The sequence below is a fragment of the Aliifodinibius sp. S!AR15-10 genome, from assembly GCF_031569985.1.
Taxonomy (GTDB): domain Bacteria; phylum Bacteroidota; class Rhodothermia; order Balneolales; family Balneolaceae; genus JAMQKA01.
Genome location: NZ_JAMQKA010000016.1, coordinates 40,077 through 59,879, shown reverse-complemented (window position 1 = coordinate 59,879; position 19,803 = coordinate 40,077). Strand labels below are relative to the sequence as shown.

13 protein-coding genes are annotated in these 19,803 nt (G+C 46.5%); 8 read left to right on the top strand and 5 right to left on the bottom strand.

Annotated features, from left to right (window positions below; translation table 11 throughout):
• The first annotated feature begins 363 nt into the window (after positions 1-363).
• Positions 364-1,131 carry an NRDE family protein gene (locus NC796_RS12325; RefSeq protein ID WP_310684765.1) on the top strand — a complete coding sequence of 256 codons (768 nt, stop codon included), beginning with the start codon at positions 364-366 and terminating at the stop codon, positions 1,129-1,131.
• 611 nt (positions 1,132-1,742) lie between these two features.
• On the opposite strand, the gene NC796_RS12320 is transcribed toward NC796_RS12325, so the two are convergent.
• Both NC796_RS12320 and gltX read right to left on the bottom strand, forming a co-directional pair.
• Positions 1,743-3,479, bottom strand: a complete 1,737-nt coding sequence (locus tag NC796_RS12320) for a Na+/H+ antiporter NhaC family protein (RefSeq protein WP_310684764.1) — start codon at positions 3,477-3,479, stop codon at positions 1,743-1,745.
• A 156-nt stretch (positions 3,480-3,635) separates the two neighbouring features.
• Positions 3,636-5,120: a glutamate--tRNA ligase gene (gene gltX, locus NC796_RS12315; RefSeq protein WP_310684762.1), complete on the bottom strand. Its 1,485-nt coding sequence runs from the start codon at positions 5,118-5,120 to the stop codon at positions 3,636-3,638.
• Positions 5,121-5,303: 183 nt separating this feature from the next.
• Between gltX and NC796_RS12310 the strand changes: the two genes are divergently transcribed.
• The 5 genes from NC796_RS12310 to NC796_RS12290 all read left to right on the top strand — a co-directional run bounded on the left by NC796_RS12310 (position 5,304) and on the right by NC796_RS12290 (position 9,716).
• Positions 5,304-5,786: a four helix bundle protein gene (locus NC796_RS12310; protein WP_310684761.1), complete on the top strand. Its 483-nt coding sequence runs from the start codon at positions 5,304-5,306 to the stop codon at positions 5,784-5,786.
• Positions 5,787-5,837: 51 nt separating this feature from the next.
• Positions 5,838-6,509: a WbqC family protein gene (locus NC796_RS12305; protein ID WP_310684760.1), complete on the top strand. Its 672-nt coding sequence runs from the start codon at positions 5,838-5,840 to the stop codon at positions 6,507-6,509.
• Positions 6,510-6,717: 208 nt separating this feature from the next.
• Positions 6,718-7,758 carry a tetratricopeptide repeat protein gene (locus NC796_RS12300; RefSeq protein WP_310684758.1) on the top strand — a complete coding sequence of 347 codons (1,041 nt, stop codon included), beginning with the start codon at positions 6,718-6,720 and terminating at the stop codon, positions 7,756-7,758.
• Positions 7,759-7,853: 95 nt separating this feature from the next.
• Entirely contained in the window at positions 7,854-7,982 is a 129-nt protein-coding gene (locus NC796_RS12295; RefSeq protein WP_310684757.1) for a hypothetical protein, read from the top strand.
• A gap of 3 nt (positions 7,983-7,985) precedes the next feature.
• Entirely contained in the window at positions 7,986-9,716 is a 1,731-nt protein-coding gene (locus tag NC796_RS12290) for a sodium:solute symporter family transporter (RefSeq protein WP_310684756.1), read from the top strand.
• Positions 9,717-10,158: 442 nt separating this feature from the next.
• Here NC796_RS12290 and NC796_RS12285 read toward each other — a convergent pair whose 3' ends face one another.
• On the bottom strand, positions 10,159-11,391 hold the full coding sequence (locus NC796_RS12285) for an ATP-binding protein (protein WP_310684755.1): 1,233 nt from the start codon (positions 11,389-11,391) through the stop codon (positions 10,159-10,161).
• Between the two features lie 468 nt (positions 11,392-11,859).
• Here NC796_RS12285 and NC796_RS12280 point away from each other — a divergent pair, with 468 nt between their 5' ends.
• Together NC796_RS12280 and NC796_RS12275 are read left to right on the top strand one after the other, a co-directional pair.
• Entirely contained in the window at positions 11,860-12,459 is a 600-nt protein-coding gene (locus NC796_RS12280; RefSeq protein ID WP_310684753.1) for a porin family protein, read from the top strand.
• Between the two features lie 245 nt (positions 12,460-12,704).
• Positions 12,705-13,472 carry a hypothetical protein gene (locus tag NC796_RS12275; protein ID WP_310684751.1) on the top strand — a complete coding sequence of 256 codons (768 nt, stop codon included), beginning with the start codon at positions 12,705-12,707 and terminating at the stop codon, positions 13,470-13,472.
• A 218-nt stretch (positions 13,473-13,690) separates the two neighbouring features.
• Here NC796_RS12275 and NC796_RS12270 read toward each other — a convergent pair whose 3' ends face one another.
• Together NC796_RS12270 and NC796_RS12265 are read right to left on the bottom strand one after the other, a co-directional pair.
• The gene (locus NC796_RS12270; RefSeq protein ID WP_310684750.1) at positions 13,691-16,915 is read right to left on the bottom strand and encodes a VPS10 domain-containing protein; all 3,225 of its coding nucleotides are present in this window, start codon (positions 16,913-16,915) and stop codon (positions 13,691-13,693) included.
• A 297-nt stretch (positions 16,916-17,212) separates the two neighbouring features.
• A complete protein-coding gene (locus NC796_RS12265; protein WP_310684748.1) occupies positions 17,213-19,717 on the bottom strand; it encodes a zinc-dependent metalloprotease in 2,505 nt (834 codons plus the stop codon).
• Positions 19,718-19,803: the final 86 nt, after the last annotated feature.

Sequence of the window (19,803 nt, the reverse complement as noted above, 5' to 3'; positions counted from 1 at the left end):
TGAACGAAGTGAATGAAGTGCGGCAATCTCCCCCCGCAAACGTTGCCTGAGACAACAAAGGGGGATCGCCACGCCCCAAAACAAACGGGCCTCGCGATGACAGTCTTACATACCACAGTTTTGCAAAGCCTTCTAGGTATATATTTACACAGATAAGACATTAAATAAAGTTTCTTGCAATAAATCATCCAGCCATTGCACTTGTTGCAAGTATAAGTAAGAAATATCTGAATTATGCCCTCTATAGTAGAACTCAAGTTATTAAACACTGGGAGGGTAACTTAAGCGAGATGAATCCCAGCTGATAAATCGTTACCATTGGTGCTTCAAAGTCATTGATTTCCTCTAAATCAAACAAACCCTATGTGCCTGATTGCTTTTTCATATAAACAGCATCCCGAGTATGACCTTATTTTTGTGGCCAACCGGGATGAATTCTACGAACGTCCAACACGAAAGGCGCAGTTCTGGGATGAAAAGCCGGATATCCTGGCGGGTAAAGACCTCAAAGCGGGCGGTACCTGGATGGGAATTACAAGAAGCGGCCATCTCTCTGCCCTGACGAACTATCGCGATATGGAAAATCATTCTGAGAAGGCCCCTTCACGTGGTCAACTTGTTCTAGATTATCTTGATAAAGAAACAGATCCACACCATTACCTTCAGAAGATTCAACCCAAAGCTGATCAATTCAACGGCTTCAATCTATTGGTCGGATCGGTAAACCAATTGATGTACTATTCCAATAAAACTGATACACCTCAATCGCTAGATTCCGGCTTGTATGGTTTAAGCAATCACCTGCTGGACACACCCTGGCCCAAAACGGAGCAGTCCAAGCAAAAACTCTACCAGGTCATCCAACAGGATGAAATTAATTTACCAGCCTTCTTTAAACTGTTACAAAATGACCAGGAAGCCCCCGATTCAGAACTTCCGAATACCGGCATTCCCAAAGAACTGGAGCGAGCGGTATCTCCCATTTTTATCAAGACAGAGAATTATGGTACACGTTGCTCAACGGTACTCTTGGTCAGTAAAAATGGTGAAGTAACATTTGAGGAACGGCGGTATAAAACCCGAAGCACGGAAGTAAAAGAAAGGAATAAGTATGAGTTTAAAATCTCTTGACCAGGAATCCTGAGGCTCTTCTTCAACAGTTATATTCTTCTTTCTCTTAAGGAGGTGTCCCTTTTGTCTTGATCCGCCGGAAGTCGGAGGCGCTACAAAAGGGACAAAAAAATCAAGAAGCATTTAACTCCTCGGTGCTGAAAACTATATGAGACGCTGGTTGAAGTATAAGCCAGTACCTCGTCAAACAGAAATGCTTCGTGTTTTCATCTCTTGCAATGATACTTCCAGATTTTATTTGGATACGGTCTTGAAAACAATTCCTTCCTAATTCATGAATATATCCTCCCCCTCCCGGCCTAGCGATTTATGAGCCGTCCCGGGCAAACGAAGCGGAGGCGTGAAGAAAGAAATCCTGCTCAATTATTTGTTTAGGAACATAGATGTGGAAAACCTCTTCAATCAGAAAAGCCACAAGCTGTGAAAATCTAGATTTCTTTTAGCCGAAGTGGAGTGCTGTCAGGCGAATAAATCCCAGCCGGCGATTTTTTTCGTTTGTTTTTTCATCGCTAAAAAAATAAACGTTCCTTATGTGATGAGGCTAATTGTTTGTTACGCTGACATTGTCTTTCGTTGGAAGGCACAAAGAGGGACAACAATCCACTTAGAAACTACCCATCCAAATTCGTTAAGGCAGGCTCTCTGCCCTCAGGAGCATAGTCAGCGGGATCCGGAACCTTGCCAAACTTGAAGATAATGGCCACGATCAGGACCACACCCAGCGGGTAGATAATCCACCAGGGAATGCTCAGCACCAGCATGCCAATCATCGCTAAAATACTGATACTGCCAACAATCATAGCATAAGGAAGCTGTGTATTCACATGCTCTACGTGATCACACTGTGTGGCAATAGAGCTCAAAATCGTGGTATCCGATATCGGGGAACAATGGTCGCCCCACACCGAACCGGCCAGTACCGCACTGACACTGGCGTAAATAATTTCGTGCACAACCTCGAACTCAAGCCCACCGCTGTTCCCGATCTCCCAGGCAAGCGGAACCACCAGCGGCATCAGGATGCCCATGGTGCCCCAGCTGGAGCCGGTAGCAAAGGAGGTGAGTGCCGACAGGAACAGGATGATGGCCGGCAGCCAGAACGGGTTTAGCAGGTCGCCGAATACCGAGACCAGGAAATCGGCCGTGTTCAGCTCCACCGTTATGGCACTCAGTGCCCAGGCCAGTACGAGGATCAGCAGCCCGTCGAACATGGTGTGCATGCCGTCCATCATACCTTCCAAAGTATCTTCGATGTCCAGAAGTTTTTCGGACAATGTCATAATGATGGCGACAACCATCGAAAGGAATCCGCCCCAAAGAAGGGCCTTGTATGAGTCTGCAGTTTCGATGATCTCCTGGATCGTACTGCCTTCACCCGTAATCACCAACCCGCCAATACAACCGAATACCAAGGTAAAAATTGGGAGGGCGGCGTTGATCCAGTGAGATTCCTTCTTTTTCTCTTCATCCTCCCTGATCTTCTCTTTATACAAGTTATAGCGATCGAGGTCGGAATCGTGTTTGGCTTTGTACAGGTTGATGCGCGCTTTGAGCATGGTCCCAAAATCGCGGCCCGACCACGCAATCAAGATGACAAACAGGATGGTGAAAAAGGCGTAAAAGTTATAGGGAAGGGAGTTAAAAAACACCGAGTAGGCTGCCTCGTTAAAGTTGGGCATCTTGGCTTCGGCATCAGAGATAAACCCGACCATCGCCCCGATCCAGGTGCTTACCAATGCTACCGTAGCGATCGGGGCAGCGGTTGCGTCTACCAGGTAGGCGAGCTTGGCGCGGGAGATACGGAGCTTGTCGGTGAGTGGCCGCATGGTATTACCCACCACCATGGTGTTGGCATAATCGTCAAAGAAAACGATAAAACCCATCAGTGCGGTAATCAGCTGCCCGTGGACCTTAGTACGTACGTAACGTGTAATCGCTTTAATCACCCCGCGTGTGCCCCCGTTATCGGTGATGACGCCAACCATCCCACCGATGAGCAGGGTAAAAATGATGATGCTCATATGGCTGGCATCAGCAGTGGCATCTACGATATACTGGCTCAGGGCTGTAAAAAAGCTGGTAAATATCCCAATAAAACTCATATCCCCGGCCAGGAAAGCGCCACACCAAATGCCGAGAAACAAGGCAAACAACACCTGGCGAAATACCAGCGCAATACCGATGGCCACAAGCGGGGGCAGGATGCTGGTCCATGAAGCTGTTGTCGACTGCGCCTGCTCGGCGGTTGATTGCGCAAGTCCAGCTGTTTCAGCAGTACCAAATCCCAGTATAAAAACAGATGCGATAACTCCCAGAGCAAGAACGAAAATAGTGCTCTTATGCTTCATAGAATTACTAGTTTTTTAACAGGTATTGCTGACCATTTCTCACGTAGTTAAAGCAAGAAGATACAATCTCTGGGTGCAAAACGTAATACGTAATTCGTGATGCCTGAAAGGCTGGCTTATTCCGCATGACGTATCACGCATTACGCATTTTACTTCTTATGCCAACTTATCCAACGCTTTCTTAATTCGCTCAACAGTCGTTTCCTTGCCCAGAAGCTCAATCGCCGGAAACAGGTCGGGACCAAAGCCCTGCCCGGTAACAGCTACGCGCAGCGGCATCGCCACTTTACCGAAGCCGACATCCATCTTGTCGGTCAGTTCGTTAACGGCTGCCTTCAGGTTATCGACGGTAAATGCATCTTCGTCCAGGTCGGATATTTTTTCGAGGTAGGCACTGACAATCTCACCGCTGCCGTCTTTCCACTTCTTCAGGGCCTTCTCTTCGTATTCTTCGGGATCCTCAAAGAAGAACTTACCCTGGGTGATAAAATCTTCCACCTTGCTGACACGGTCTTTCATCAGTTCAATTATATTCAGCAAATACTCTTTTTCAGGATTGACCCCGTGCTCTTTGGCAATAGCCTGCACTCGTGGATAGAGTTCTTCCGCCGGCTTTTCGCGCAGGTAGTTTTCGTTATACCAAAGCAGTTTCTTGTGATTGAAAACGGCTCCACTTTTGCTGACGCGATCCAACGTAAACAGCTCGACGAGCTCCTCCAATGAGTGAATTTCAGTATCGTCGCCGGGGCTCCATCCCAGGTAGGCCAAGAAGTTTACCAGTGCATCCGGCTCATAGCGCTGCTCGCGGTAATCTTTGGCGTTGATTGGAATTCCCTCGGTTTCGGCTTTGCGCTTGGAGAGCTTTCCACCACTGGGCGACATAATCAAAGGCAGGTGTGCCATCCTGGGAGCTTCCCATCCGAGGTATTTGTACAGCAGCATATGTTTTGGTGTACTGCTGAGCCACTCTTCACCTCGAATTACGTGTGAAATCTCCATCAGGTGATCATCCACTACGTTGGCCAGGTGGTAGGTGGGCATGCCGTCGGATTTGAGCAGCACCTGGTCGTCCAGCCCTTTGCTCTCAAAAGAGACAAACCCACGAATCTCATCCTCAAAGCGGATCGTCTCGCGCCGCGGCACTTTCAGTCTCACTACGTATTCTTCGCCATCTTCCAGTCGCTGTTCTACCTCTTCCTGCGGAAGTGTCAGGCTGTTCTGCATCGACATGCGGGTGACGGCATCATATTTCGGCGATGGATTGCCCGATTTTTCGAGGCGTTCACGCATATCATTCAACTCTTCTGTGGTATCAAAAGCATAGTAGGCGTGGCCGTCTTCGATCAGCTGCTCGGCATATTCTTGGTACAGATCCTGCCGTTCGCTCTGGCGATACGGTCCGAATTCTCCGTCTTTGCCCGGCCCCTCATCAAAATCGAGACCTGACCACTGCAGTGAGTCTACAATATCTTCTTCCGCACCTTCAACGTAGCGGCTCTGGTCGGTATCCTCAATACGAAGCACAAAAGTGCCATTATGATGCTTCGCAAACAGGTAGTTATAAAGTGCGGTTCGGAGCCCACCAATGTGCAAAAGCCCTGTGGGCGAAGGGGCAAAACGTACGCGAACAGAATCGGACATGAATGTTGAAATAATTTGGGGTTGTTTTCGAATTTGGTCAAAAATAAAGCTTCTTTGGGAGTAGTGCTAATGAGTAATACGTGATTCGTAATGAGTAATTCGTAATGTTTAATGCGTAAAATTATTTTGTATGGGATTTACTTTTAAACGGTCTTGTTAGAAAAACAATTAAATATGATGACTATGAAATATGCTGATTGGTTGAATGAAGTACCGAATCAGATAACCAAAGACGCGGTTTGGAGTGTCAAGGTGTATCGAGTTTCACTGTATTTATCAGATCTTTGCTGGACGGATATTAAATCAATTAATAATAAACATTTGTATTCCCTATCAGACCAACTTTACAGAGCAACAGGTTCGATAAGTGCTAATATAGCAGAAGGCTATTCCAGGAATTCCAGAAAAGAACAAGCACGATTTTATGAGATTTCGCTCGGATCTACAAGGGAAGCCAAAGATTGGTATTTTAAAAGCAGGCATATTCTAAGGGAAAAACTGATAAATCATCATTTAAAGATTTTATCTTCCATCGCCAAATTACTTCTGGTTATGATCAAAGAACGTAGAGCTTCACACCAAGTAAAAGAATCCAAACATCCTTACACTTCTAGTTCACTTGACAAACTCTTGAATAAAGTCCCGACTGCAAATAATTCATCCTGATTTATTAGAATCTCATATTTTCACTTATCACGAATTACTCATTACGCATTAATGAAACTAGCCCTTCTCCTTCCCCAATTCGCTCCGAACCTGTACGACCTGGCTATCATGCTGAATGCCGACCGCATCATCTTGCAGGACTGTGAACAATGGTCGCGTAAGAGCCGGGTGCACCGGGCCAAAGTCCGCAAACCGAAGGGCACCCTTTGGATTAACATCCCAATCCGAACAGAGGATCGGAAGAAAGCCATCAGGGAAGTGCGCATTGATCACGAGGAGGAGTGGATCACCCCGCTGCTGCGCAGCCTGGAATACAACTACCGGAACAGCATCTACTACGACTTCTACGAACCTGAAATTAAAGCAGATTTTGAAAGTGCCACTGATTACGAGTATCTGCTGCCCTTTATCCTGTATATCCAGAAGCGCCTGTTTCGATTTATGGAGCTAAAAGTAGAATGGGAACTAAGCAGTGAACTGGATAACTACACATCCAATCCTGATGAACTGGCCAAGCAACTTGGAGCAGACACACTGTACCAAGAGCACGACAGCCGACACTACCTACGACAGGCAGAAACCAAAGTGGATCTCGTATTTGAACACCCGACCTATCATCAACATTTTGAAGGATTCGAGCCGTGGTGCAGTGTTTTGGATTTGCTGTTCCAGTTCGGGCCGGAGAGTTTTCGTATTACGGACCAGTTGAAGGTTGAAGATTGAAGGTTACGGGTTGCGGGTTGCAGATTGTATAAGGGTTTAATCTTTGAATCACTTTGTGTCACAGCATTGTGGTTAACAACCCAAATATTAAAAGCTTTATTCCACAGCTAAATTTAAAAAACCAGTACCCTTTGAGCTAAACCAAGTCGGTTTGTATTGCAAAAGTTTGTACTTTGGAAAATAAGCCTTCAACTAAAACGATGAGACGATGCAGACTGTTCCAAAGTTCAAAATATACGATGACCAAACCGAGCCTGAAGGAGTTTTTGTATGGGGTAATGCGCGTGATGAGATCTTTGATCGCTACTTTGAGGCCTCTGACACCTATTATATGGGAGAGATGGCTAAAGCCAAGCGAATGCTAAAAGATATTCTTAAAGAAGATCCCCATTTCATTGATGGCCATAACCTGCTGGGCAATATTGAACTGCAATCAGGAAATCCACAAAAAGCGTATACCCATCACAAAAAAGCAGCAGAAATTGGTGAACAAATTATTCCCCGTTCATTTGACGGAAAAATACGCTGGGGCTTCACAGAAAACAGACCTTTTTTGCGGGCACTGAATGCACGGGCCCATGACCTGCTTGACCAGGGTGAGCTGGAAAAAGCTGTTCAGCTTTTTGATAAAATCCTAAACTATAATCCTCAAGACAACCAGGGTGTTCGGCTGCTTATTGGAGATCTCAATTTTGTTATCGGAGATACACAAAAAGCCGGCGCTGTTTATAAAAAGAACCTCGACTATCCACCCTACCTTTATAGCTATGGACTTTTACATTTTAGCAGGCAGAACTACACCAAGGCAGCCAAGTTTTTTCGGAAGGGGATATGTGCCAATATCTATATTTCAGATTTACTACGTGGAAAGCTTCCGCTTATCGATTATCAAATTTGGCACGGAACCAACTATGAATTCCCGGAAATAGCCTATTCCTACCTCGATATTATGTCTCTCAAATGGATTGAGTACCCTGATGCGCTCAACCTGCTAAGCTTTTTACACATTGCGGAACCCTCTCGTTCAGAGATTGAAGAAATATACCTGCTAAAACAGGATCTCTTCTATAGTGACAGTGGCTTCAGTGATATGGACTTTGAACATGATACCTCCACAAGCATGCGGAAAGAGTTACTCTCAGAGATCGAACAGATTAAAAAGAGTATTGATGACCAGTCATCCAAACAATTAGCCAACGATTGGCAAGAATCGGAATCCCCATTCAACCAGCGGTTCAACTTGAGTTAAAAGTTGAAGGTTATACTTTAAATGTTAGTTTAAGAACTGGAAGCTTCTTCATTTAAAATTCTACCCATAGCAACCTGAAATTATGACTACCTGTCATGAAGAATGAATCATCCAACCCCAAAAAAAGGGAATGGAAACCACGCTACTGGCTGGTATTTGGGATCGGAATCATTTATATCCTACTGCTCGGGCTATTCACCTTCCTTTTCAATAATCCCCTGTAGCATATGCACTGGATCGACTGGGTAATCCTTATTCTATTTTTGGGCTATACCATATGGGACGGGAGTCGCCGGGGCTACCATTCTGACAATATCGAAGGATTTTTCCTGGCTAACCGTGCCATGCCGTGGTGGGCCATGGGGCTATCTGTGATGGCTACTCAGGCTTCGGCAATCACCTTTATTGGCACTACGGGGCAGTCGTATGTAGAAGATATGCGGTTTGTGCAGATCTACCTGGCCGTGCCGTTTGCCATGATTATTCTCTGCACCACGCTGGTCCCTTTCTTCCATAAACTGCAAAATTTCAGTGCCTACGAGGTACTGGAAGAACGTTTTGGGCTCTCCACCCGTCTCTTCACCAGCCTGCTGTTTCTCATTTCACGTGGACTGGGACTGGGAATGATTATCGCCGCCCCCTCCTATGTGCTGGCCCTGCTCCTCAATTTCCCACTGTCACCTACCATCATCATTATCGGGATCACAGCTACCCTCTACACCATGGTGGGCGGTATCTCCGGGGTTATCCGCACCGATGTCAAGCAGATGGCGGTGATGGCGTTTGGACTCATCTTCAGTTTCTACTGGATCATCACCAGCCTGCCTCCGGAAGTGGGATTCTCCGACGCGCTTTACCTGGCCGGAAATATCGGCAAACTTGATGCACTGGATATCAGCTTCGACATCAGTGAGAAATACAACATATGGACCGGCGTTATTGCGGCGCTCTTCCTAATGCTCTCCTACTTTGGGACCGACCAGAGCCAAGTGCAGCGCTACCTGACGGCCAAATCTTTAAAGGATGCCCGGCAGTCGCTGCTGCTCAGTGCCTATGCCAAAGTGCCGATGCAGTTTTTTATCCTATTGCTCGGCGTTATGCTCTACGTGTTCTATATTTTTGGCTCCGCCCCAATAACATTCCGGGCGGTGGATGTCCAGGCGCAGCAACAGGAGGAAGTTATTGCCGGGGAGATGCTGCAGCAGGAATACCAGTCGGCCCACCAAAACCGCAGGCAGGCCGCCCAGCAGCTGCTTGAAACCCGTTCGCCAGAGCAAGCGGAAGCCTTTCGCAAAGCTGACAGCCACCTGAATGAGGTCCGGCAATCCGAGCTGCAGCGCCAGGAACGCGTCACCGGCTCCAGCCTCAACGACACCAATTACATCTTTCCCTACTTTATCCTAAACCAGATACCGGTAGGCATTATCGGGCTCATTGTAGCGGGCATTTTTGCGGCAGCACTCTCCAGTATCGACAGTGAGCTCAATTCACTTTCTACGGTGTTTATTGTCGACTGGTACAAACGGCTGGATACCAAAGATCGCAGCGAGGCCTGGTACCTGAAATCTTCGCGTATTGCAACAGTGTGCTGGGGATTGCTGGCAACGCTGGCGGCACTGGCGCTGGGTGAAACGCGCTCCATTATTGAGCTGGTCAACATGATCGGCAGCTATTTCTATGGGTCAATTCTCGGTGTGTTCATCCTGCTTCTCTGGGTAAAACGTGCCAACGGATATGGAGCTCTGACGGGACTCATTTCAGGAATGGCAACCGTATTCCTGTTCGACCGCATCTATGACAATCCCGCGACCGGCGAATGGATACTGATAGCCCCCTGGAATCAAATTCCGGGAGGCTTCGAAAAAACCATTGAATACCTGTGGCTTAACCCGGTCGGCACTGCAGTGGTTGTGGTGGTGGGAATAGTGATCAGTTCTATTTGGAAGAAGAGTGGTTAGGATTGCGTATTGAAGATGCGTGATGAGTGATGAGTGATACGTAATGCTTAATGCGGGATGAGTATTGTTTAATACTACGCTGCTCCCCCAAGTCCAGAAAATCCTTGTAACAAATGGTATCAAAGATTATTAATGAGCCAAAGCAAGCTTCGTTTTATAGCAAGTTAGAACAACATCTAGGATTTTTTGGTGAGTTTTTTCATAACCAAAATGAGAAATAAAAATTACTACAAACTATTGTCTGCCATATATTTATGGTTTTACCTGATTTTGCCAAAAAATAGTAAGGACAACACAAGGACAAGTCTTATTCTTTAATATTTGCCCTGATTTACACCGATTATACACACAAGTTTGAGGCTACTTTATAACCACTTTATGGGTTTTCTGTGCGTAAGAATTGAATTATAAGGGGTTAACCCCTTCCCCTTGACTACCATTGTTAACTTTTTACTATCTCAAATTTCCTACTGTTGCTGTGACCACAAATATTAAATAAATCATCATTTACCAAGTTAAGTAAGTCCTCTATATCATTTCCTTTGTATGTATATTGAGGAAACCTAAGATTACTTTCATTAACAAGTGCTTCTACTTTTCGATTGCTCCAACCTACTGGTTGAGTGAAAAATTTATCCACGTTTGATAGTAATTCTACATCCACCACATATTCATTATCAAACAATTCATATGATTTCTTGATCTTTTCTAAAAGTGATAAAGCCCTGTAGATGTAACCAATTATCCAATCTCCATGAAAAGCAAGAGAAGAATCATCTCTATAAAATTTATCACTTGTAATTAATGTATATTCCAATAATCCATTCTCCATAATTCTAATATTTAGATAATCTCCATAAAATATAACACCCCTCAAAATTGGCCTATCATTGTTTACGTCAAATGGAGTATCTATTGTCTTGTTATCTTCACCAAGTAATAATCTAAGCCTTGTAACCGAATCTTTTCTATTTGCTTTTTTATATATATTTGGAAATAAAACCTGATCTACAATCGGTAACAAACTTATCCTCATTCCAATACGTCTATCTTCATCTAAATTGTATTTAAAAGGTATATTCCTAGCCTCAAAATCATCTTTAAACTTCTTAGAACGCTTTTTCAGCCTTTTCTGTAGGTTCTCGTATGTATCAACACTTCTTAACGTAAGATCCTTGATTTCTCTCATTGTCATAGATGTACTATCTGCATTTCTTCGGATGTAACATTCTTTATTATAATCTGCTCGGTGTGGTGCTTGATATGATTTTTCAACTTTTGCTATTAGCACCCCTGATTTTCCATCTGTTGGAATCCCTACAACCTTTAAATTAGGTATTCTAGGTTCAATAGTATTGTGCATTGAACGCCTAATTCTTTCGGCTAATTCTGCTACTTCTTCAATTGGGTAAATCCCTTCTGGTCTATGTGGTTTGTCCTCTGTTTCCCCAATTCCAACAAGTAATATTCCACCATCTGAATTGGCAAAAGCTACAATTTCCTTAACAAGTCTATTTTTGGATTTATCAGATATATTTTTTTGAGATTTTGACCAGCTACCACCTGATAAGTCTCTTTTTATTTCTAGGTGCAGATCTTCTGGGTATCCCTCTTTTATGAATAGCTCTAAATCTTGTTTTGTGATTTCATTTAATGGTTTTGAAAATAAATTCATTACTTGATGGAATTGATTTAAAATTGATCCATCTGTAATGAAATGAAATCATTATTTAAAATCCATTTATACCACCTCACCCTCAATTCAATCTTAATCTGATTAAGATTACTTCTGCTTTCCATCCAGATTACTATCAGCTTCGAAAAGAGGTTACTATGACAATTGAATCCTCATTACTATGAAGTTCCGATTCTCCTTACTATGATAATTCAACTCTCATTACTATGAGAATCCGATTCCCCTTAGTATGGGATTTCAATTCCCCTTAGTACGGGACTTCGACTCCCCTTACTATGAGAAGTCGATTCTCCTTAGTATGAGATTCCAACTCCCTACCGGGGAAATTCATAGAAATGTACTTATCAGTTGAGTTCTACCCGTTTGGATTACTCCTTATTTCCATGAAACCTATTCCATCAATCTGTGTAAAAATGGGCCAATAAACTTTAATCAACCCATATTATCTTGAAAAAATTATTACTACCCATTTTCATCATCTCAGGACTATTGCTAATCAATACATCCAATATAAAAGCGCAGGGGTTTGGTATCAGTGCCGGCGCTAACTTTGCCAACTTCAACGATACTGATGCCTCCACTGACGCCAGGACAGGCTTAATGGCCGGACTTACCTACGGCGTTAGCGTTCCAATGAGTCCCATCACCATTCAGCCCGGCGTGTTCTATGTGCAGAAAGGAACCAAAGCGACCGAAGGTTCCATAGAGACTACGAGCAAATTGGACTACATCGAAATACCTGTAGTGGCAAAGTTCGATTTTATCCTGGATAACCCCATGCTGACGCCCCATGTCTATTTTGGTCCCTATGCTGGCTTCAATATCAGTGCTGAACAAGAGATCTCAGGAGGCGATAACTCCGGCACGTTCGATATTGAGGACCAGGTTAAAAGTACTGATTTCGGTGTAGTGGTAGGAGCCGGTGCCGACATCACCAAATTTAATGTTGGCATTCGATATTCTGCCGGTCTTACAGAAATTGCTGAAAATAATGCCTTCGATGGAAAAAACGGCGTCCTGTCTATTGTTGCAGGAATTAGTTTCTAATATTCCCATACATATCAACTTTATATAGCATTACATTTATAGGCCGGAGGAAAAAAATAAGTTCAACTCCGGCCTTTTATAAATTAACAGACATGATTTTCCTGGAAGCATCCTGATTCTTAACAACTTCAGTCTTTTTTCAAAAAATAAATTAGTTAGCCCGGGAATTCGCAAGAGCAAATAAAGTGTTATAAAGATTAGACTTGTAACAAATAATATGGTCGGCACAGGGAAAACCTTTCGTTATGAAAAGGCTGGTTACATATGGTGTTTTAGTGGGACTTTTATTTTGTAGCATACTTTCAGCTAAAGGCCAGATTAATGAGCAGCACAAGGTGGATTTAGCGGCGGAAGTTAATATCGTTTTAGGATTACCACTGGGAGATTTTGAAGAAAATGTGGACCAACCCATGCCGGGAATAACTGTCGCTTTCGGTGGTAAAGTCCCCAACCTGCCTCTTGAACTAACCACCGAACTTGGGTTCATGAGTTTCGGTACCGATGACCTGCTCGAGCTCCGACTCAATGATAACACTGTACCTGTTCAGTCCATCGGAGTTACCTCCACGAACAGTTCCTTTATGGGACATCTAAAAGCCAGGATTGTGCCTTCAAAAGGAGTTATTCGACCCTACCTGGATGCAGTTGCAGGAATACGGTATTTCTCTACCCGTACGAGTATTGAGAGCAGTGCATTTTTAGCTGAAAATGATTTCTTCGACAGGGATAATGATGCTAGCCACCTATTCACCTCGGCCAACTTTGACTCTTTCTCCCTGAGCAGCGGTGTCGGGACAGGCATTGAATTCCTTCTCTTTGATGGCCCGTTGGGTATCCAAACACGCCAGACCTCAATTCTTCTACAACTTGATGTCCGCTATCTCTACGGATCGAAGGCTGAATACCTTTTAAAAGATTCTATTCTTCGGGAGAATGGAGGTATACGCTTTGATATGGCTGAAACCGAGACTACTATGCTGATTCCAAGACTGGGATTGAAGATAAAATCGTAAGCCTGCCATTTATCCTTATCATAACCTATCTGTATTGGATAGCCACCATATTTTAACACAAAGTGGCACAAAGCAGACACAGAGAATCCCAAAGCGAGTGTCTCAGTGTGTCTTTGTGCCTTCTCTGTGAGACTTTGTGGTTAACCCAAGACACTCGAATCAATACGAAATACGCAGTACGCAATCCTTGTCCCGCATCACTCATCACGCATTTAGCCTTACTCCACCCGAACAGTCTCAAAATCCCTGAACGGACTCAACTCAGCCGATTCAATGAAATCCACATATTCCGGCCACCTTGTTTCGAAAAAGCGGTTTATTTTGGGAATCGCCGCGCTGGCTGCTTCACGCGCTTTTTTCATCAATGCCCGTTCCGTGGGACCAGGGCCACCCAATCCCGATGAGATGTAGGATTCAGGACGCTCCAGGTGTGCAGCAATCGTTGTGTCGGGATCAAGGGTAATTCCCTGCCGCTCGTCCTCTTCACCGAACACATAGTCCAGCAGGGCGTTTACAGAATCTTTCACGGCCTTTGTCTCATCTTTCAGTTTTTGGACTCGCTCGTTATCATTCCCTTTTTCAGCCTCAATCATCTTTTCAGCAGACGCGATCATCTCCAATGCATCCAGCAAATTATTGGTAGCCTCGGCTGTCGATTTTTGCAAGCGCATCAGCTCTTCCATCATCCTTTTTCGGGCACGAAGGTCAGCCATCCGTACGTCGATGCGGGGATCAAAGCGAACAGCCACATTAGCCGAATCAGAAGCGCCCCGGTAGGTCATCTTCACTTTGTACGTACCTGGCAGAACCTCAGGCCCGGAGGGTTCGGGCGCATCAGGATCAGGCTTGGTGCGGCTGGGCTCACGAACGCCTTTCTCGGTAAGATCCCAGGTAGTACGATTGATGCCATCGAACTCCGGCACTTCCTCCAGCGTACGAATCAGGTCGCCACGCTGGTTGAAAATCTCAATCTTAACCTTTTCCTCTTCCTGCTTTTCTCCATCCTCTTCTTCACCCTCTTTATCCTCTTTTTTCTCGGGCTTTACGACAGAATAGGTCAGGCGGGCACCAAAAGGGCGATTCTTGCCTTTGAAAATTGCATCCGCTGCAAACCGGGTACCCGAGGCCTCGTTGATGGACGCCAGGTAGGCATCCGGTGCGGGATACAGGTTAACCGTTTCATCCAGCTCCCCGACTCCGTTGACTGCCATCTCCCGCAGGGGACGTATGTCATCAAGTACCCACGCCGAGCGCCCAAACGTGCCGATCACCAGGTCGTGCTCCCGCGGATGGATCGTCATATCATAGGTGGAAACAGTGGGATATCCCTGGGTCCACTTGCTCCAGGTCTCTCCACGATCTATGCTTAGGTAAAGTCCCATCTCCGTCCCCGCAAACATCAGGTTCGGCTCTACCGGGTCCTGCACAAAGGACAAGGCGTATCCATATAGTCCCTTGTCCTCAACGACATTTTCCCAGTCCTCACCATAATTCTCGGTCCGCATGATATAGGGTGTCCAGTCGCCGCGCCGGTAGTTGTTGATCACCACCACAGTTTCCGCCGGATCGTATTTGGAGGCGTGGACCTGGGCCACCCAGCTTCCTTCGGGGACGCCTTCAATATTGTCGGCCACATTATTCCAACTCTTTCCCCCGTTGCGGGTAAGCTGCACATTCCCATCATCAGTACCTGCCCAGATAATATTCCGCTGGAGCGGGCTGGGGGCGATGGCTGTGATCGTGGTAAAATTTTCAGCACCAGTCGCATCGATGGTAAGCCCGCCACTGTCCTCCTGCCGCTGCTTTTCGGGATCGTCGGTCGTCAGGTCGGGTGAAATAATCTGCCAGCTGTCGCCCCGGTTCGTGCTCTTGTGTACAAACTGGCTGCCAAAGTAGACTGTTTCATCATCAAACGGACTGACGGCAATCGCGGCATTCCAGTTGAAGCGCAGTTCTTCGCCCGTGGGATTGGCAGGCCGAATAAAATTGGCGTGCCCCGTTTGCAGGTCAACGCGTCCCACATTGCCACGTTGCGACATTGCGTAGGCATAGCGGGAGTTACTGGAGTCGACCACCACATCAAACCCATCCCCAAAATAGAGCTCCTGGAAATAGCTGTTTCGGATGCCGCCGTTGTGCCACACGTAGGCCGGACCCTGCCAGGAACCGTTGTCCTGCATGCCACCATACACGTTGTAGGGATAGTCCATGTCCACATTGATGTGGTAGTACTGCGCCACCGGAAGATTTTCCACAAAGCGCCAGGTTTCGCCCCGATCGTGAGAAATATTCAGTCCCCCGTCATTGCCGTCGATGATGTATGAGGGATCATCTGGGTGGATATAGAAAGCGTGATGATCGGGATGGATATAGTTGTAATAGGGATATATGCTTTCAAAAGACTTTGCTCCATCCTGGCTTACCGACAAAAAGGAGTACAGGCTGTACACACGGTTTTCATTCTTGGGATCCACATAAATATCCGCATAGTAGAACGGGCGATTCCCGGCATCCTCATCATCTTCTACATCCACTGTTTTTTCCCAGCGATATCCCCCGTCATCGCTACGGTAGATGGCATTCTCTTTCGACTCCACCCAGGCGTATACCCGATCGGTGTTACTGCGAGCAATCGCCAGGCCGATACGTCCCAGCTCTCCTTCAGTGAGTCCATCCTCGTGGGTAATCTCCTGCCAGTTTTCACCGCCATTCAACGTCATATACAGGCCGGATCCTTCGCCGCCGGACTCAAAAAACCAGGGCCAGCGCCGAAATTCCCACATGGCGGCAAACAGCTTGTTGGGGTTGTTCGGATCCATCACCAGGTCGGCTATGCCGGTGCGATTGTTGTTATACAAAATCTTTTCCCACGTTTCACCGCCGTCTGTTGTTTTATACAGCCCTCGGTGCTCGCTGTCCGACCATGCATCACCCTGGGCACCCACGTACACGATATCGGGATTATTGGGATGCACAATGACGCGGTGAATAACCCGGGTCTGTTCCAGTCCCATATAGGTCCAAGTGCGGCCACCGTCTATGCTCTTAAAGACACCGGCGCCACTAGTCTGGCTGTTGCGCGGGTTCCCTTCCCCGGTCCCCACCCAGATAATACTGGGATTATTTTGATAAATATCCACTGCCCCGATGGATGCTGCCTGCTGGTCGTCAAAGATCGGTTTCCAGTCAACCCCACCACTCTCAGACTTCCACAAGCCACCGGATGCCGTCCCCGCATAAATCACATCGGGATTGTCCCGTTCAACATCGATTGCAGTTACCCGTCCACTCATACCGGCCGGACCGATATTGCGCGGCTTCATCTCTTTAAATTTATTCATATCGAGCTCTTGGCTCATTACCCAAAGGGGCAGGAACACAAAAACTGACATGATACCTATACTCAATGCTTTCTTAGTAGCTGACCTTTCTAAATTCATCATGCCGACTTATTTATGTTGAATCTGATTGAGGAGAATTAGATAGCTTATAGAATCCCCTGTTTTTAATCAACCGGATATCAAAAAGGGTCAGAAGGTCAAAGGTTCAAAAGTCCAAGGTCGGAAGATTCAGACACGATGTTTGCTGAAGTTGAAATGTTGAATTGTTGAAGTGTTAAGCTGTTGCGTGAATACTTAGCCCGTCCCTCATCTGACAGAATTCCGTAAAGGCCATCAGAGTCGAAAAGAAACTGGTTTTTTAGAGTTTAAAGGAACGCGTTTGCCACTAACCATCACGCATTACTCATCAACTTCCGCTTCAAGTATGCGATCAATGCGTGACTGCACATCCCGCAGGTGCGCTACAGTAGCTCGATCATCGATTGCCGACAAACTCTGATCGATATCCTCCTGCAAAATGGTAAGCTGCTCGCGCACCAGCGCCCGGATATCAGACTGGCTCACATCGACTTCGGTCCAGCCATAGATCTCTTTGTACTGATCAGGAATATCCGGCAGCTCTTCCGTCATCAGGTGGTGCATGCGCTCCAGGTAGACCCGCTGCAAGTTCCGCCGGTGCACGTCAATGGGCGTGTTATCTTCGAGCTCACTCCAGACTCCCTGCCGGGTATCGTCCATAAATTCAATTGCGGTATACGTATCTCCCTCAGTACGCAGCTCAAATTCGATGAGTCGTGCCAGGCGCTGTGGATCCAGGAGCGTATTAAGCTGGGTTTCCTGGTAGTTGCGCATCGTTTCCACGGCGGTCGACTGGTTCGTCAGCCCCAGTACTTGTCGGTCGAGCAGCCAGGAAGGCGTCGAAAAGGAGTATTCGTTGAGCCAACTCATCGCACGTCGCTGCGTCTCTTCAGGTACAAATTCATAGACCGGACCTTCCTGCTCATAGGTTTTGTGGGTCTCGTAAACGCCACCGATATTTCGGATTACATGACCAACGTAACGGTTCCACTGCGTCAAGACATACTGGTGGAGCTCTTCCAGCTCTTCAAAGTTCTCGCCCTTTCGCTCGGTCCACTCCACGAGGTTATTTGTAATTCGCTGGAGGTTTTTGATTCCCAGCTCACCCGCTTTCATCGCGTCATCGCCCAGGTCTTCATTCTGTGAGCGCGGGTCAATTTTATTGATCGTTTGACGACCGAAGAAATAGTGCGGATCGTCCGCCCGCTCTCGAATCCAGCTGTTTAGCGTATCGCGGCGTGCTTCTTCGCTCATGCTTTCCGGGAACCATGTGTAGCCCCATTTGATCGCCCATTCGTCATACTCCCCTACTTCGGGATAAAAACTTGTCACCCCATCGCCGGGCTGGGCAATGTAGTTAAAACGGGCGTAATCCATGATGGAAGGGGCCGTTCCATGAGTAGAGGTAAACGACGGGGAACGAAGAGAATCCACGGGGTAGGCATAGCTCGAGCCGTAGTTATGGGGTAGTCCTAGCGTGTGTCCCACCTCGTGTGCAGATACAAAGCGAATCAGCCGTCCCATCACATCTTCTTCAAATTTAACCCCGCGTGCATCGGGATTCGCCGCGGCCGTCTGCACGAAAAACCAGTTTCGAAGCAGGTTCATCACATTGTGATACCAAAGGATATCACTCTCCAGGATCTGACCCGTTCGGGGATCATGCACGTGAGGTCCCTGGGCATTTTGAATCGGCGTGGTGATGTAGCGAATCACTGAATACCGCACATCCTCGGGACTAAACTCCGGATTTTCCTCTTCAGTAGGAGGGTCTTTTGCTATAATAGCGTTTTTAAATCCCGCTTCTTCAAAAGCTTTTTCCCAATCTTCAACCCCCTGCTTGATATATTTGCGCCAGCGCGGGGGCGTTGCGGGATCAACGTAATACACAATCGGCTCTACCGGTTCCACAAGCTCCCCGTTCATGTAGGCTTCTTTGTCCTTCGGCACCAGTTCCCAGCGTGTCACATAATTAAACTCGGCCGCTTTTTGCGCATCCACCCCGTAATCATACTGTTGGATGGAAAAATAGCCCACGCGCTGGTCCTCAATCCGGCGATCCATCTCTTCTTCTGGTAGCAAAATCATCGATTGATTCATCTCCAGTGAAATCGTATTGGTCGCCCCGTCATCCGGTGGATTATTGGCATCATAGGTAAGGATATGACGGGTTTCGAGATTTTTCGGATAACTGCGCACACTGTCAATCATGCTGCGCTCTCTGTCCAGGCGGCGGACCTGGAATTCACGCCGTTGACTTTCGGAAAGGCCGCTAATCAAGGCTACATCCGAGGTAAAAAGGTCGGTAACCTCAATCACCTTGGTAGATTTGTCAGGACCGATCGCTTCGATATCAAACGTGTAGACCACCGGCTCAAAATTGTTATTCCGAACAGACTTGTAGATCGGCTGGTCCGGATCGGCGACATTTTCATAGGAGACGTGGCGGAGTAAAACCTTGTCATCTTTGCGCTGCCAGCGAACAACCTGCTGAGAACGGGCTTTCATCCCCGCGCCACCAAAGCTCAGGTTTTGGGTACTCCCGGCAATGCGGCTGACAAGCAGAAGTTCCCGCTCCAGCAGACTGTCAGGTATTTCAAAGTAATATTTCCCGTCAATCTTGTGGACGTCAAAGAGACCTTCGTCAGTCTGGGCCTCATCTGTTATGACTTCATCATAGGGCTCATATTCAGATTTGGCTTGAGAGGTTTCTGATCCCGCACTTTTCTTTTTTGCAGATTGTTTAAACACCGAACAACCAGCGATAAGACTGACTGAAAGTGATACTAATAGTACCGTATAGATAGACCTTTTATACAATCTCATTAGATTTTGTTGTATTAGCTGATATTTTTTTTAATAAAGCCAAATGTGCCAGATACTTTTAAATGTATCAACACATTGCGCTACCG